This is a genomic window from Pseudomonas atacamensis (assembly GCF_017167965.1).
GTDB classification, from domain to species: domain Bacteria; phylum Pseudomonadota; class Gammaproteobacteria; order Pseudomonadales; family Pseudomonadaceae; genus Aquipseudomonas; species Aquipseudomonas atacamensis.
This window is the reverse complement of record NZ_CP070503.1, coordinates 4,624,599-4,639,163: the sequence shown is the minus strand read 5'-3', so window position 1 is coordinate 4,639,163 and position 14,565 is coordinate 4,624,599. Positions and strand designations below refer to the sequence as shown.

The following is a 14,565-nucleotide window of genomic DNA, read 5'->3' as shown; positions in this document are numbered from 1 at the left end:
TTGATTCTCAGGCAACAAAAAGCCCACCAATCGGTGGGCTCCTTGTATTCAGCCGATGATGATCAGAACAGCTTCATCTTCGGCGCTTCTTCTTTCAGCGCTTCGTTCTGCGCGGTCTGCGCATTCCAGCCACCGCCCAGGGCCTTGTACAGGTTGACCGCACTGGTCAACTGCGCGAGGCGGTCGGTGATCAGCGCTTGTTGCGCGCTGAACAACTGACGCTGGGCATCGAGGAAGGTCAGGTTGCTGTCGACGCCGATGCGGTAGCGACGTTCGGCCAGGCGGTAGTAATCCTGGTTGGCCTGCACGAAGTCACGCTGCGCTTGCAGCTGCTCGGTGTAAGTCTGGCGGGCGGCGAGGCCGTCGGCGACTTCCTGGAAGGCCGTTTGAATCGACTTTTCGTAGTTCGCCACGCCAATGTCCTTCTGGATCTTGGCGTAGTCGAGGCTGGCGCGCAGGCTGCCGGCGTTGAAGATCGGCAGGTTGATCTGCGGCTGGAACAGCCACGTCCCAGAGCCACCCTTGAACAGACCGGACAGATCCGGGCTCAGGCTGCCCGCGTTGGCGGTCAGGCTGATGCTCGGGAAGAACGCTGCACGCGCCGCGCCGATGTTGGCGTTGGCCGCCTTCAGGTTGTACTCGGCCTGCAGAATGTCCGGACGACGTTGCAGCAGGTCCGAAGGCAGACCGGCCGGCACATCGCTGAGCAGGTCATCAGACAGCGGTTTGGCCGTTTGCAGGTTGGCCGGAATACCGGTGCCGAGCAGCAGGGTCAGGCTGTTTTCGTCCTGTGCGACCTGGCGGGTATAACGCGCCAGTTGCGCCCGGGCGTTTTCCACGGAAGTGCGCGACTGCGCCAGATCCAGCGCCGAAGCCACACCGACTTCGTTGCTGCGGCTGGTCAATTTGTAGCTTTCTTCGAAGGCACCGAGTGTGTCCTGCGTCAGCTTGAGCAGTTCTTTGTCCGCCTGCCAGGTCAGGTAGGCATTGGCGACGTTGGCGACCAGACTGATCTGCGTACTGCGGCGTGCTTCTTCAGTAGCGAAGTACTGTTGCAGCGCTTGCTCGCTCAGGCTGCGCACCCGACCGAACAGGTCGAGTTCGTAGGCGCTGACGCCGACGGTCGCGGAATACGAACTGCTGATCATCGACTCGCCGGTCTGCGAGGCACGGGCCGGCAGACGCTGGCGGCTGCCGGCGGCATTGGCCGACACTGCCGGGAACAGGTCGGCGCGCTGGATGCGGTACTGCGCCGCGTAAGCGTCGATGTTCAGCGCCGCGACACGCAGGTCGCGGTTGTTTTCTAGGGCGACCTGGATCAGCTGTTGCAGGGCCGGGTCATGGAAAAACTGCTTCCAGCCCTGTTCGGCAGCGGCTTGCGCCGGAGCCTGGGCCGGCGAGTACGCCGGCCCCTGCGGGTACTGGCCTGCGACCGGAGCCTCAGGCTGCTGATAGTCAGGTATCAGCGAGCAACCGCTCAGCACGAAGGCGGCGACTGCGATGGAGAGTAGCGACTTGCTCATTGGCCAGCCTCTTTAGGAGTTTCAGTAGTGTCATCCGCGTCGGTCTTTTTGCGCTGACCGATGGACGACACAGTAACGAAGAACAGTGGGACCCAGAAGATCGCCAGGATCGTGGCCGTGAGCATACCGCCAATCACGCCGGTACCGATCGCGTGCTGACTGCCTGAACCGGCGCCGGTGGAAATCGCCAGCGGCACAACACCGAGAACGAAGGCCAGCGAGGTCATGATGATCGGGCGCAGACGCATGCGGCAGGCTTCAATCGCCGCTTCACGCAGGCTGCGTCCCTGTTCATGCAGTTCCTTGGCGAATTCGACGATCAGAATGGCGTTTTTAGCCGCCAGACCGATGGTCGTCAACAAGCCCACCTGGAAGTACACGTCGTTGGACAGACCGCGCAGGCTGGTGGCCATCAGTGCACCGATGATCCCCAGCGGTACCACGAGCATGACCGCGATCGGAATCGACCAGCTTTCATACAGCGCCGCCAGACACAGGAACACCATCAGCAGCGACAGGGCGTACAGCGCTGGCGCTTGCGAGCCGGACAGACGTTCCTCGTAGGACAGACCGGTCCAGGAGATACCGACACCGGACGGCAGCTTCTTGGCAATCGCTTCGACTTCAGCCATCGCTTCACCGGTGGAGTAGCCCGGCGCCGGAGCCCCGAGGACCTCGACCGCTTCCACACCGTTGTAGCGCGCCAGCTTCGGCGAACCGTAGACCCACTCGCCCTTGGCGAACGCCGAGAACGGAACCATGGTGCCTTCGGCGTTGCGCACGTACCACTTCTTCAGGTCTTCGGGGCTCATGCGCGAGTCCGGTTGGCCCTGCACGTAGACTTTCTTCACCCGACCACGGTCGATGAAGTCGTTGACGTAGCTACTGCCCAGCGCGATCGACAGGGTGTTGTTGATGTCGCTGATGGTGATGCCGAGGGCACTGGCCTTCTCGTCGTCGATTTCCAGCTGGAACTGCGGCTCGTCGTTCAGGCCGTTCGGACGCACCTGGGTCAGCACCTTGCTTTGCGCCGCCATGCCGAGGAACTGGTTGCGCGCTTCCATCAGTTTTTCGTGACCGATACCGGCGCGGTCCTGCAGGAACACGTCGAAACCGGTGGCGTTACCCAATTCCAGAACCGCTGGCGGGGCGAAGGCAAACACCATCGCGTCGCGGAAACTGAAGAAGTGTTGCTGGGCACGCGCAGCGAGGTTGAACACGCTGTTGTCGGCGTTACGTTCGCCCCACGGCTTGAGCATGATGAACGCCATACCCGAGCTCTGGCCACGGCCGGCGAAGTTGAAGCCGGTCACGGTAAACACCGAAGCCACCGCGTCCGCCTCACCGCCGTCCTTGTTCGGACGCAGCAGGTACTCACGCATTTCATCCACCACCACCTGCGTGCGCTGGGCACTGGAACCGGCCGGGGTCTGCACCTGAGCGAACAGAACGCCCTGGTCTTCTTCCGGGAGGAACGCGGTCGGAATGCGGGTGAACAGCCAGATCATGCCCACGACGATCAACAGGTACGCCAGCAGATACGGCGCCTTGCGGGTCAGCATATTGCCGACGCCACGCTCGTAGCTGCGTACGCCACGGTCGAAGTTGCGGTTGAACCAGCCGAAGAAACCTTTCTTCGGAGTACCGTGCTCGCCTTTCGGAATCGGCTTGAGCATGGTTGCGCACAGCGCCGGGGTGAAGATCAGGGCAACCAGTACCGACAGGGCCATGGCCGACACGATGGTGATCGAGAACTGCTTGTAGATCACACCCGTGGAGCCGCTGAAGAACGCCATCGGCAGCAGTACCGCCGAGAGCACAAGGGCGATACCGACCAGTGCACCCTGGATCTGGCCCATGGATTTCTTTGTCGCTTCCTTCGGTGACAAGCCTTCTTCGCTCATCACCCGCTCGACGTTTTCCACCACGACGATGGCATCGTCCACCAGCAGACCGATGGCCAGCACCATGCCGAACATGGTCAGGGTGTTGATGCTGAAACCGGCGGCGGCGAGGATGCCGAATGTACCGAGCAGTACCACCGGCACAGTCATCGTGGTGATGACGGTGGCGCGGAAGTTCTGCAGGAACAGGAACATCACCAGGAACACCAGCGCGATCGCTTCGACCAGGGTGTGCACCACGCCTTTGATCGACTCGGTCACCACCGGGGTGGTGTCATACGGGAACACCACTTCCATGCCTTGCGGGAAGAACGGCTTGAGGCTGTCGATGGTGTTGCGCAGCGCTTTGGCGGTATCGAGGGCGTTGGCGCCGTTGGCCAGTTTCACCGCCAGACCGGAAGCCGGGCTGCCGTTGAACTGGGCACTGATCGCGTAGTTCTCACCGCCGAGGCCGACTTCAGCCACGTCTTTGAGGCGAACCTGCGAACCGTCCTTGTTGACCTTGAGCAGGATTTCCTTGAACTGCTCGGCGGTCTGCAGACGGGTCTTGCCGATGATCGTCGCGTTCAGTTGCTGGCCCTGCACGGCAGGCAAGCCACCGAGCTGACCGGACGACACCTGGACGTTCTGCGCAGCAATGGCGTTCTTCACGTCGACCGGGGTCAGGTTGAAGTTGTTCAACTTGGCCGGGTCGAGCCAGATACGCATCGCGTACTGCGCACCGAAGACCTGGAAGTCACCGACACCGGCGGTCCGCGAGATCGGGTCCTGCATGTTCGACACGATGTAGTTGGACAGGTCGTCCTTGGTCATGCTGCCGTCACGCGACACCACGCCGATCACCAGCAGGAAGTTCTTCACTGCCTTGGTCACGCGGATACCCTGTTGCTGCACTTCCTGCGGCAGCAGCGGGGTAGCCAGGTTCAGCTTGTTCTGGACCTGGACCTGCGCGGTGTCGGAGTTGGTGCCTTGCTCGAAGGTCGCGGTGATGGTCATGCTGCCGTCGGAGTTACTTTCCGAAGACACATAACGCAGGTTGTCGATACCGTTGAGCTGTTGCTCGATGACCTGCACCACGGTGTCCTGCACGGTTTGTGCGGACGCGCCTGGGTAGGTCACCTGGATCGCAATGGCCGGTGGCGCAATGCTCGGGTATTGGTTGATCGGCAATTTCAGGATCGAAAGTGCCCCGACCAGCATGATCACCAGGGCGATTACCCAGGCGAAAATCGGACGGTCGATGAAGAATTTTGACATGGGTTACTCCCCTTTGCCGCCGGCGGCTTTGTCAGCTGCCTGTGCGGGGGCCGGGTTCTTGGTGCCGACGTTAGTCGCTTCGGTCGCTTTGACCTCGACGCCCGGTTTGACGTACTGCAGTCCTTCGGTGATCAGACGATCGCCGGCTTTCAGGCCGTCTTCGATCAGCCACTGGCTGCCGACGGTGCGGCTGGCCTTGAGCTGACGCAGCTCGACCTTGTTGTCGGCGCCGACGACCAGTGCGGTCGGGGTGCCTTTGAGGTCGCGGGTCACGCCTTGTTGCGGCGCGAGGATCGCTGCGCTGTTGACGCCGGCTTGCAGCTGGGCGTGAACGAACATGCCTGGCAGCAGGGTGTGATCCGGGTTCGGGAACACCGCGCGCAGGGTCACCGAGCCGGTGGTCTGGTCAACCGAAACTTCGGAGAATTCCAGCTTGCCGTCGAGCTTGTACTGGCTGCCGTCTTCCAGGGTCAGCTTGACCGCAGCGGCGTTGTCGCCGGCCTTCTGCAGACGGCCGCTTTCCAGTTCGCGGCGCAGTTCCAGCAGTTCCACCGACGACTGGGTCACGTCGACGTAGATCGGGTCGAGCTGCTGAATCACTGCCATTGCATCGGCCTGACCATTGCTGACCAGTGCGCCTTCGGTGACCGAAGAACGGCCGATGCGGCCGGAAATCGGCGCGTAGACTTTGGTGTAGCGCACGTTGATCTGCGCGCTCTGCAACGATGCTTCCGATTGCAGGCGGTTGGCCAGTGCGGTGTCGTATTCCTGACGGCTCACGGCTTGTTCGTCGACCAGTTGCTTGTAGCGGTCGGAAATCGACTTGGTCGAACGCAGCTCGGCTTCGGCGCTTTTCAGCGTAGCTTCATAGACCGACGGATCGATCTGATACAGCTGCTGGCCGGCTTTGACGTCGGCGCCTTCCTTGAACAGACGCTTGAGGATAATGCCGTTGACCTGCGGGCGAACTTCCGCGATGCGGAACGCACTGGTGCGGCCCGGAAGTTCCGAGGTCAGGGTAAAGGCTTGTGGTTGCAGGGTGACGACGCCGACCTGAGGAGGCGGAGCGGCTGGGGCCGCTTCTTCCTTTTTACATCCGCTGAGCAGCGATGCCAGGGCGACGGCAGTGACCAGAGCGGTAACAGCTGGCTTGAATTGCATGAAGATCCTCGGGTCAGGCGCGCAAGAAGCGCACAAGAAGTGTGAAAGAGTAAAAATCGGGCACCGGGTGGATAAGTAGCTTGCTAAGTAATATACTTACGTTCATGGTTGTTTGTAAACACCTGCGCCGCGTACCCACCCTGATACAAAAGTCGTCGCAAGGTTTGAAATTGTAGGCCGGGGAGCCGATTCACGAGAGATCGCCCCCTCTTTATTCAGCGGATATTCAGCCATCCCTGAAACATCCTGTTTGAGGTTTTACTGCCATGGTCCGTCGTACCAAAGAGGAAGCTCAGGAAACCCGCAGCCAGATCCTGGAAGCGGCCGAGAAAGCCTTCTATGAAAGGGGGGTTGCCCGCACCACCCTGGCGGACATCGCGACCCTCGCCGGCGTGACGCGTGGCGCCATCTACTGGCATTTCAGCAATAAGGCCGACCTGGTCCAGGCCATGCTCGACAGCCTGCACGAACCGCTGGATGAACTGGCCAAGGCCAGCGAAAGCGAGGACGAACCGGACCCGCTGGGCTGCATGCGGCAGTTGCTGATTCATTTGTTTCATCAAGTTGCACTGGACCCGAAAACCCGGCGCATCAACGAAATTCTGTTTCATAAGTGCGAATTCACCGATGAAATGTGCGATCTGCGCCAGCAGCGCCGGACGGCCAGTCTCGATTGCAACGTGCGCATCGGCCTGACCCTGCGTAATGCGGTGAATCGCGGCCAGTTGCCGGAAGATCTCGACACTGCCCGCGCGGCCATCAGCATTCATGCCTACATCGACGGCCTGCTGTACGGCTGGCTGCTGGCCCCGGACAGCTTCGAACTGCACGCCGAGGCTGAACGCTGGGTCGACACCGGGCTGGACATGCTGCGCCTGAGCCCAAGCCTGCGCAAATGAAACAAAATGCGCAATTGCCCGGCAGGATGTCAATCAGCCGCCATGGCTGATGATCGCGGCGGGGAGTTTAAACGTAGCGAGTCGTGGATTTTGTAGGGAAATTGTGTCGCTGTTGTGAAACGGTGTTCGCTGGCTCTTACCCTGCGCCAACAGCAAAAAGCCCCAGACTCTCACAAGTCCGGGGCTTTTTCATTTCTGCGCTACAGCCTGATTACAAGGTCGGATAGTCGATATAACCGACCGGACCCTTGCCGTAGAAAGTCTCCGGATGCGGCTCGTTCAACGGCGCATCGGCCTGCAAACGGGCCGGCAGATCCGGGTTGGCAATGAACGGCACGCCGAACGCGACCGCGTCTGCCTTACCGCTGGCCAGCCACTCATTGGCGCTTTCCTTGGTGAACTTCTCGTTGGCAATGTACGGGCCACCGAACGCTTCTTTCAATTGCGGGCCGAGGCTGTCCGCGCCTTCTTTTTCGCGCGAGCAGATGAACGCGATGCCACGCTTGCCCAGTTCACGGGCGACGTAGGTGAAGGTCTCGGCAAGGTTGTCATCGCCCATGTCGTGGGAGTCGGCACGCGGTGCCAGGTGCACACCAACGCGGCCAGCGCCCCAGACTTCGATCGCGGCGTCGGTCACTTCCAGCAGCAGGCGCGCACGGTTTTCCAGCGAGCCGCCGTACTGGTCGGTACGCTGGTTGGTGCTGCTTTGCAGGAACTGGTCGAGCAGGTAGCCGTTGGCGCCGTGGATTTCCACGCCGTCGAAACCGGCGGCCTTGGCGTTCTCGGCACCGGTGCGGTAGGCGTCGACGATGTCGGCGATTTCAGCAGTTTCCAGAGCGCGCGGCGTTGGGTAGTCGGCCAGTGGGCGCACCAGGCTGACGTGGCCCTTTGGCTGGATGGCGCTTGGCGCAACCGGTGCTTCACCGTTCAGGTACGAAGGGTGAGAAATGCGGCCAACGTGCCACAGTTGCAGGAAGATCTTGCCGCCGGCGCCGTGAATCGCCTTGGTCACGTTGGCCCAGCCACGCACTTGATCGTTGGACCAGATGCCCGGGGTGTCCGGGTAGCCGACGCCCATCGGCGTTACCGAAGTGGCTTCGCTGAGGATCAGGCCGGCCGAGGCGCGTTGTACGTAGTATTCGGCCATCAGCGCGTTCGGCACACGGCCTTCGTCGGCGCGGCAGCGGGTCAGCGGGGCCATGATGATGCGGTTGTTCAGCTCGATATCGCCGAGTTTGATCGGGTCGAAAATAGTCGCCATGTCTAAAAGCCTCTCTTGATAAGGAAGTTGATCAGTTGGAAGCAGGCGCCAGCTCGGCATTGCCGTTCTGGCGGAAAGTAATCAGGGTCACCAGCAGGGCAAGCACGGCCAGCGCGGCGGCGGCCAGTGGCACGCTGGTCAGGCCGTAGCCGTGGGCGATGACGCTGCCGCCGACCCAGGCGCCGAGGGCGTTGCCAACGTTGAAGGCGCCGATGTTCAGGGTCGAAACCAGGTTCGGTGCAGCCTTGCCGAAGGTCACCACGTTGACTTGCAGCGCCGGCACAGCGGCGAAACAGGCGGTGGCCCAGAGGAACAGGGTGATTTCAGTCGGGATCAGCGCAACGCTGGTCCAGCTCAGCACCGTGGATACCACGGCCATGGCGATGAACACGCCGATCAGCGTGGCGGCCATGCCTTTGTCGGCGAGTTTGCCGCCGATGATGTTGCCGACCGTCAGACCGAGGCCGATGAGCATCAGCGTCCAGGTCACGCCACGCGGCGACACACCGGTGACTTCACCGAGCAGTGGGGCGACGTAGGTGAACAGGGTGAACACCGAAGCGGCGAACAGCGCGGTCATGCTCAGCGACAGCCAGATGCCGGCGCCTTTGAGGGCGGCCAGTTCGGCGCGCATGTCGAGTTTCTCTTCGTCACGCTTGGCCGGCAGAAAGCGGATCAGGCCGATCAGCGCGATCACACCGATGACTGTTACCGCCCAGAAGGTCGAACGCCAGCCGGCTTCCTGACCCAATGCGGTGCCCAGCGGTACGCCGAGCACGTTGGCCAGGGTCAGACCGGTGAACATCAACGCGACCGCCGAGGCACGTTTGTTTGGCGCGACCAGATTGGCCGCTACTACCGAGCCGATGCCGAAGAATGCACCGTGGCACAAAGCGGTGACTACCCGGGCAAACATCAGCACGTTGTAGTCGCTGGCGATGGCGCAGAGCAGGTTGCCGACAATGAAGATGCCCATCAACGCCACCAGCGCGGCCTTGCGCGGCAGCTTCGCGGTGGCCAGCGCCATGAACGGAGCACCGATTGCCACGCCCAGGGCGTAACCGGTGACCAGCCAGCCGGCGCCTGGAATCGACACACCGAGGTCCGCCGCCACGTCGGGCAGCAGGCCCATGATGACGAACTCGGTGGTGCCGATGGCGAAGGCGCTCAGGGCGAGGATGAGAAGCGAAAGGGGCATGCAGGTTTCCTTGTCGGCTGGCTGACGTTAAGGGTCAGAGCTCTTTACTGAGGGTGCTGAGAAACGCCTGGATGACGTCCTCGTTACGTTTGAAAAAATGCCACTGCCCGGCCTTCTGGCTGCTGATCAGCCCGGCCCGTTGCAACGTCGCCAGATGCGCGGAAACGGTCGATTGCGACAGGCCGCAACGCTGATCGATCTGCCCGGCACAGATGCCGTACTCGTGGTTGTGCAACTGCTCGGGGAATTCGCCTTTCGGGTCTTTCAGCCAGTTGAGGATGTCTCGCCGTACTGGGTGCGCCAGGGCTTTTATTATTTCGTCGAGGTCGAGGTTCATGGCTTGGGCTCGTGGTGGCAGTAGCGATATATCGCGATGGAGCGAACTTTAAATCGTTGGATCGCGATATACCAATATGAATTCGGTCTGACGACCGCATAAATCGCTATATCGGGTTATAACGATACGAGGATGCTGGAGGAGCGAGCGCAGTGCTAAGCTGCGCCCATGAACTATCTCGCGCATTTGCATCTCGGCGGCCAGCGCCCCGGTCAGTTACTCGGCAGCCTGTATGGCGACTTCGTAAAAGGTCGGCTGCAAGGCCAGTTCGACCCGGAAGTGGAGGCGGCGATTGCGCTGCATCGGCGCATCGACGTCTTCACCGATCGCCATCCACTGGTCGACATTGCTTTGGGGCGCTTCAGCGAAACGCGGCGGCGCTATGCCGGAATCGTCCTCGATGTGTTTTTCGATCATTGCCTGGCGCGGGACTGGACGCTGTATGCCGACCGGCCGCTGGAGCAGTTCACCGCAGACGTCTATCACGTGCTGTCCCGCGAACGACAGTTGCCGGAACGGCTGGCAAAGATCGCCCCGCACATGGTCGCCAACGACTGGCTGGGCTCGTATCGCGAATTCGAGGTGCTGGAGCAGGTGCTGCGCGGGATCTCGCGGCGCCTGACCAGGCCGGAGGAATTGGCCGGGGCCATGGCGGAGTTGCGGCGGTTGTATGAGCCGCTGAGTGAAGATTTCAGCCTGTTTTATCCGCAACTGCAGGATTTTGCAGTGCAATCACATACAACCTGAATCCCTGTGGGAGCTGGCTTGCCAGCGATAGCGTCGGCACATTCAACTTTGATGTTGATTGATCGACCGCTTTCGCGGGCAAGCCCGCTCCCACAGGGGACCAAGGTGATTTGGGGATTTGTGTTTCAGGCAGCGATTGCCGGGCGCATTGGCGATTGTCGGGTTTCCGGAATCGATCCAAACAACACCTTTTGCACCGCCTGCTGCGCTTCGAACGCCAGCGCCGCGCGCTCGCGGCCCTGACAGGCAATCGGCTTGAGCAGATGCACCTCGACATCGCCGCAGTCATGGCTGAACAGGCGCATCAGGTGCGAGAGCAGGTCATCGTCACCAATGAACGGCGCCAGCGTATCGATTTCGCCGTCACGCAGATAACGAATCGCCACCGGTTGCAGCATCACTTCGGAATCGATCGCCGCCGACAGCAGGCGACCATGAAAAGTGCGCAGCGAACGGCCATCGGTGGTGGTGCCTTCAGGGAACATCAGCAGCGCATGTTCGGTTTGCAGATGGCGGGTCATCTGCTTGCGGATCAACTGGCTGTCGCCCGATCCACGGCGGATGAACAGGCTGCCGGCCTTGGCTGCGAGCCAGCCGGCCACCGGCCAGGTGCGCACTTCGGCCTTGGACAGAAACGACAGCGGCGTGAGCATGCCCAACAGCGGAATGTCGGTCCACGACACGTGATTGCTGACCCACAGCATCGGCTGTTTCGGCAGCTCGCCATGCACGCTCACGCGAAACGGCAGGGCATTGCTCAGCCGCGCCATGAAGAAGCGCGACCAGCGCTGGCGCCGCTCCATCGAGTGGGCCAGACCGATGCGTTCGAACACGCCGAAGACGCTGGCCATGGTCAGGCCCAGCGTCACCACCAGCAGCACTCGCGCGATTCGCGCGTACACCCGCAACCGGCTCATCACACCGCCGCCTTGAAGTGCTTGGCGTAGCGCGGGCAGAGTTCGTCGCGCTTGAGCAGGATGAACACGTCGGCGACCTGGAAGTCTTCGTCCCAGCACGGCTCGCCGCAGATCTTCGCCCCGAGGCGCATGTAGGCCTTGAGCAGCGGTGGCATTTCGGCGATGACGTTGGACGGGATATCCAGCGTCGGCAGCGGGTTTTTCGGCTCGGCGCGCAGGTGTTCGGTGCACAGATAACGTTCGCGCAGACGCTGCATGATCGCGTGGGCCTGAATGCCGCCGTCCTGCATCGGAATGCTCGCGCAACCCATCAGATAGCTGTAGCCGCCCTGATTGAGCACTTCGGCCAATTCGCCCCAGAGCACGGCGATGGTGCCGCCGTTGCGGTACGCCGGATCGACGCAGGTGCGGCCGATTTCCAGGATCGGGCCTTGCAGATGCGCCAGGCCATGCAGGCTGAATTCTTCTTCGCTGTAGAACTTGCCGAGGCTGCTGGCAGCGGTGTGATCGAGCAGACGCGTGGTCGCCACCAGGCGCCCGGTGTTCAGATCACGCACGCCGATGTGGCTGCAGTGAACATCATAATCATCCATGTCCAGGCCCAGTTCGGCGCCTTTGAGTTTGGCGTTGAACTCGCCGCTGAAGACGGCGAAGCGCAGGGCCTGGGCTTGCTGCAAGGCTTCGGCGCCGATCAGGCGTTCGGCTTGCAGGCGGCGTTCATTGCCGGTGTCGCTGATGCGGGCGATTTGCGTCATGTGAATCTCCGTACGGGCCTTTAACCCGTCGTGGGTTGCAGCCGATCGACTTTCTTTATGCAGCCGTGTTGTGCAAAGTCAGGCTATGTAGCCCCGGTGTCATCGCCATGAACGTTCGGTGATGCTTATATGACAGCCCACGAGGAGGCGCCCATGCCCTGGACAGATCTGCTCCACCGCCGTGAACGCTTGCCCGCCGCTGCTGATCTGGCCGAGGGTTTTGCAACGTTGTTGCAGGCGCTGGGCAACGTCACGCCGTTCGAATTGGCGGTGGCCGGCGGGCGGCGAATGGCCACGCCGGGGCTGGCGTTTCTGGTCGGTTATCAGGCGGCGCTGCGCATGTTGTGGCCGAGCGCGCCACTGAGCCTCGGCGCCTTGTGCGCGACCGAACAACGCAGCCTGCGCCCGGCCGATATGCAAACGCGGCTGCGCGATTTGCGCTTGAGTGGGCGCAAGGATTTCGTCACCGCAGGCGATGCTGCCGATTGGTTACTGGTGGCTGCGCGCAGTGAGGAGCTTGGCGAAGCACCGCGCCTGAGTCTGGCGGTGGTTTATCCCGGCGAGCCCGGCGTGAAGGTGGAAAAACTGCCGGCGTTGCCGTTGATGCCGGACATCAGCCACGGCCGCCTGCACCTCGACGGCGCCCTGTGCGAATTGCTCGCTGGCGATGGCTGGGACGCCTACGTCAAACCGTTTCGCAGCCTTGAAGATGTCTACGTGCTCAGCGCCATGACCGCGTGGTTGTACGGCGTCGGCCAGGACAGCGACTGGCCGCAGGCCCTGCAATTGCGTTTGCTGGCGCTGCTGGCCGGGTGCGCCGAGGCCAGCCGGCAAGCGCCGAACAATCCGGCCGGACATGTAGTGCTGGGCGGATTGTTTGCGCAGTTTGAAGCGCTGGCGGGGGAGGTAGATGAGGCGCTGGGCAATGGCCCGGCGGAGTGGGCGCAGATGTGGCAGCGGGACAAGGGCGTGATGCAGTTGGCGGCGGGCGCGAGGGCCAAGCGGTTGGCCAAGGCTTTGGCGGTGACCTGAGCGGCCCCTTCGCGAGCAGGCTCGCTCCCACAGAAAGATCGTGTTTCGTCAGTCGAAACGTGGGAGCGAGCCTGCTCGCGAAAGCGGCCTCAAGAACACCACACATCTGTCATAAACCCCGACTAGTCTCGACAGGTTCATCCCCAGAGCGCCCACCATGTTCAAAGGCCTGTCCCTGTTCCTGCTGCTGATCAGCCTCACCGTCCGCGCCGAACAATGGCCCGGCGAGCAATGGCCCATCGCCCCGCAGATCACCGGCCCGGCCGTCGAGGCGCTGGAAAACTACGCCTTCGCGCCCCGCAACGACGCCACCCGCGACGGCATCCGCACCGACGCCTTGCTGATCATCCGCGACGGCCAGATCATTTACGAACGCTACGCCGCTCCGACCACCGAACAGACCCCACATCTGACCTGGTCGATCAGCAAAAGCCTGCTGGCCGCCGTCCTCGGCGTGGCCTATGGCGAAGGCCGGTTCAAGCTCGACGATCCAGCGCTGAAGTTCTACCCAGCGCTGGAAAAACACCCGGCGATCACCCTCGGCCATCTGCTCAACTGGGCCTCCGGTCTGGATTGGCAGGAAGACTACGAATACGCGCCGCTGAAATCTTCGGTGGTGGCGATGCTCTACACCCGCGGCCATCGCGACATGGCCGCGTTCACGGCGGGCCACGACGCCTACGCCGCACCGGGTCAGGCTTTTCGTTATTCCAGCGGTGACAGCAATCTACTCGCCGCTGCCCTGAAAACCATGGTCGGCCCAGCACGTTATGCCGTCTATCCGTGGACAGCACTGTTCGAGCCGTTGGGCATTCGCCACGCCGTGTGGGAAAGCGATGCCAGCGGCACCTTTGTCGCCTCGTCCTATGCCTATCTCACCGCGCGGGATCTGGCGCGGGTTGGTCTGCTGATGGCGCGCGGCGGGCGCTGGAACGATCGGCAGTTGCTGCCCGAGGATTGGGTGGCATTCAATCTCAAGCCCTTTGCCGGCTACAAGGCGCAGCAGGACGAAGCCGTGCCCGGCGGCCATTGGTGGCTCAATCGCCCTGTCGATGGCGCACCATCACCATGGCCCGACGCGCCACCCGACACCTTCGCCGCCCTCGGCCACTGGGGCCAGGCGCTGTACGTGATGCCCAGCGAGAAACTGGTGATCGTGCGTTACGGCGATGATCGCGATGGCAGCTACCAGCACAACGAATTGCTCAAACGCGTGTTGCAGGCGGTGCGGCGATGAAGCGCTTTCTATTGTTGCTGCTGATCGTGCTGCTCGGCTGGGGTTGGTTTGAACGGGAAAACCTCTGGGCTTTCCCGGACATCATCAGCGCCTACACCGCCAAGGAATATTGCTCGTGTCGTTATGTGATGAACAACGATGCCGGGTATTGCCGTGGCTATGTGAAGCAATGGCTGCCAACCAGCGGTTTTACCGATGATGCTTCGAGCAAAACCATCACCGTCAGCGGCATGGGCCGCAGCCACAGCGCGCAGTGGCTGAGCGAACGTCAGGGCTGTCGCCTGAATCCCTGACTACACTCGATTCCGTTGTGAATGGAGATCATGTGGGAGCTGGC

The 14,565-nt window shown here is 61.9% G+C and carries 13 protein-coding genes; 5 read left to right on the top strand and 8 right to left on the bottom strand.

Going from position 1 to position 14,565, the window contains the following annotated elements:
• Positions 1 to 62 precede the first annotated feature (62 nt).
• The 3 genes from emhC to emhA are packed head-to-tail and all read right to left on the bottom strand — an operon-like array spanning position 63 to position 5,845.
• Positions 63 to 1,523: an efflux RND transporter outer membrane subunit EmhC gene (gene emhC / locus JWU58_RS21165; protein ID WP_016771333.1), complete on the bottom strand. Its 1,461-nt coding sequence runs from the start codon at positions 1,521 to 1,523 to the stop codon at positions 63 to 65.
• Positions 1,520 to 4,684: an efflux RND transporter permease subunit EmhB gene (emhB, locus tag JWU58_RS21160; RefSeq protein ID WP_110600001.1), complete on the bottom strand. Its 3,165-nt coding sequence runs from the start codon at positions 4,682 to 4,684 to the stop codon at positions 1,520 to 1,522. Before emhB ends, emhC begins: the two co-directional genes overlap by 4 nt.
• Before the next feature lie 3 nt (positions 4,685 to 4,687).
• Entirely contained in the window at positions 4,688 to 5,845 is a 1,158-nt protein-coding gene (gene emhA / locus JWU58_RS21155; RefSeq protein WP_016771331.1) for an efflux RND transporter periplasmic adaptor subunit EmhA, read from the bottom strand.
• Positions 5,846 to 6,111: 266 nt separating this feature from the next.
• Here emhA and emhR point away from each other — a divergent pair, with 266 nt between their 5' ends.
• Entirely contained in the window at positions 6,112 to 6,744 is a 633-nt protein-coding gene (gene emhR, locus JWU58_RS21150; RefSeq protein ID WP_024011948.1) for an efflux system transcriptional repressor EmhR, read from the top strand.
• Between the two features lie 211 nt (positions 6,745 to 6,955).
• On the opposite strand, the gene JWU58_RS21145 is transcribed toward emhR, so the two are convergent.
• The 3 genes from JWU58_RS21145 to JWU58_RS21135 are packed head-to-tail and all read right to left on the bottom strand — an operon-like array spanning position 6,956 to position 9,540.
• Entirely contained in the window at positions 6,956 to 8,005 is a 1,050-nt protein-coding gene (locus tag JWU58_RS21145) for an alkene reductase (RefSeq protein ID WP_016771329.1), read from the bottom strand.
• 31 nt (positions 8,006 to 8,036) lie between these two features.
• Positions 8,037 to 9,203 carry an MFS transporter gene (locus JWU58_RS21140; protein ID WP_016771328.1) on the bottom strand — a complete coding sequence of 389 codons (1,167 nt, stop codon included), beginning with the start codon at positions 9,201 to 9,203 and terminating at the stop codon, positions 8,037 to 8,039.
• Positions 9,204 to 9,237: 34 nt separating this feature from the next.
• Positions 9,238 to 9,540 (bottom strand): ArsR/SmtB family transcription factor, encoded by a 303-nt coding sequence (locus tag JWU58_RS21135; protein ID WP_016771327.1) that lies wholly within the window; start codon positions 9,538 to 9,540, stop codon positions 9,238 to 9,240.
• A 168-nt stretch (positions 9,541 to 9,708) separates the two neighbouring features.
• On the opposite strand from JWU58_RS21135, the gene JWU58_RS21130 reads away from it, so the two are divergent.
• Positions 9,709 to 10,287: an acyl carrier protein phosphodiesterase gene (locus JWU58_RS21130; protein WP_024011949.1), complete on the top strand. Its 579-nt coding sequence runs from the start codon at positions 9,709 to 9,711 to the stop codon at positions 10,285 to 10,287.
• A gap of 125 nt (positions 10,288 to 10,412) precedes the next feature.
• On the opposite strand, the gene JWU58_RS21125 is transcribed toward JWU58_RS21130, so the two are convergent.
• Both JWU58_RS21125 and olsB read right to left on the bottom strand, forming a co-directional pair.
• The gene (locus JWU58_RS21125) at positions 10,413 to 11,204 is read right to left on the bottom strand and encodes a lysophospholipid acyltransferase family protein (RefSeq protein ID WP_073475829.1); all 792 of its coding nucleotides are present in this window, start codon (positions 11,202 to 11,204) and stop codon (positions 10,413 to 10,415) included.
• Positions 11,204 to 11,959: an L-ornithine N(alpha)-acyltransferase gene (gene olsB / locus JWU58_RS21120; protein ID WP_016771324.1), complete on the bottom strand. Its 756-nt coding sequence runs from the start codon at positions 11,957 to 11,959 to the stop codon at positions 11,204 to 11,206. Before olsB ends, JWU58_RS21125 begins: the two co-directional genes overlap by 1 nt.
• 153 nt (positions 11,960 to 12,112) lie before the next feature.
• Between olsB and JWU58_RS21115 the strand changes: the two genes are divergently transcribed.
• From JWU58_RS21115 to JWU58_RS21105, 3 genes are all read left to right on the top strand, one after another.
• Entirely contained in the window at positions 12,113 to 12,991 is an 879-nt protein-coding gene (locus tag JWU58_RS21115; protein WP_206420927.1) for an acyl-CoA dehydrogenase family protein, read from the top strand.
• A 157-nt stretch (positions 12,992 to 13,148) separates the two neighbouring features.
• On the top strand, positions 13,149 to 14,228 hold the full coding sequence (locus tag JWU58_RS21110; protein WP_206420926.1) for a serine hydrolase domain-containing protein: 1,080 nt from the start codon (positions 13,149 to 13,151) through the stop codon (positions 14,226 to 14,228).
• Positions 14,225 to 14,521, top strand: coding sequence for an amidase (locus JWU58_RS21105; RefSeq protein ID WP_123442960.1), 297 nt, complete (start codon positions 14,225 to 14,227; stop codon positions 14,519 to 14,521). Before JWU58_RS21110 ends, JWU58_RS21105 begins: the two co-directional genes overlap by 4 nt.
• Positions 14,522 to 14,565: the final 44 nt, after the last annotated feature.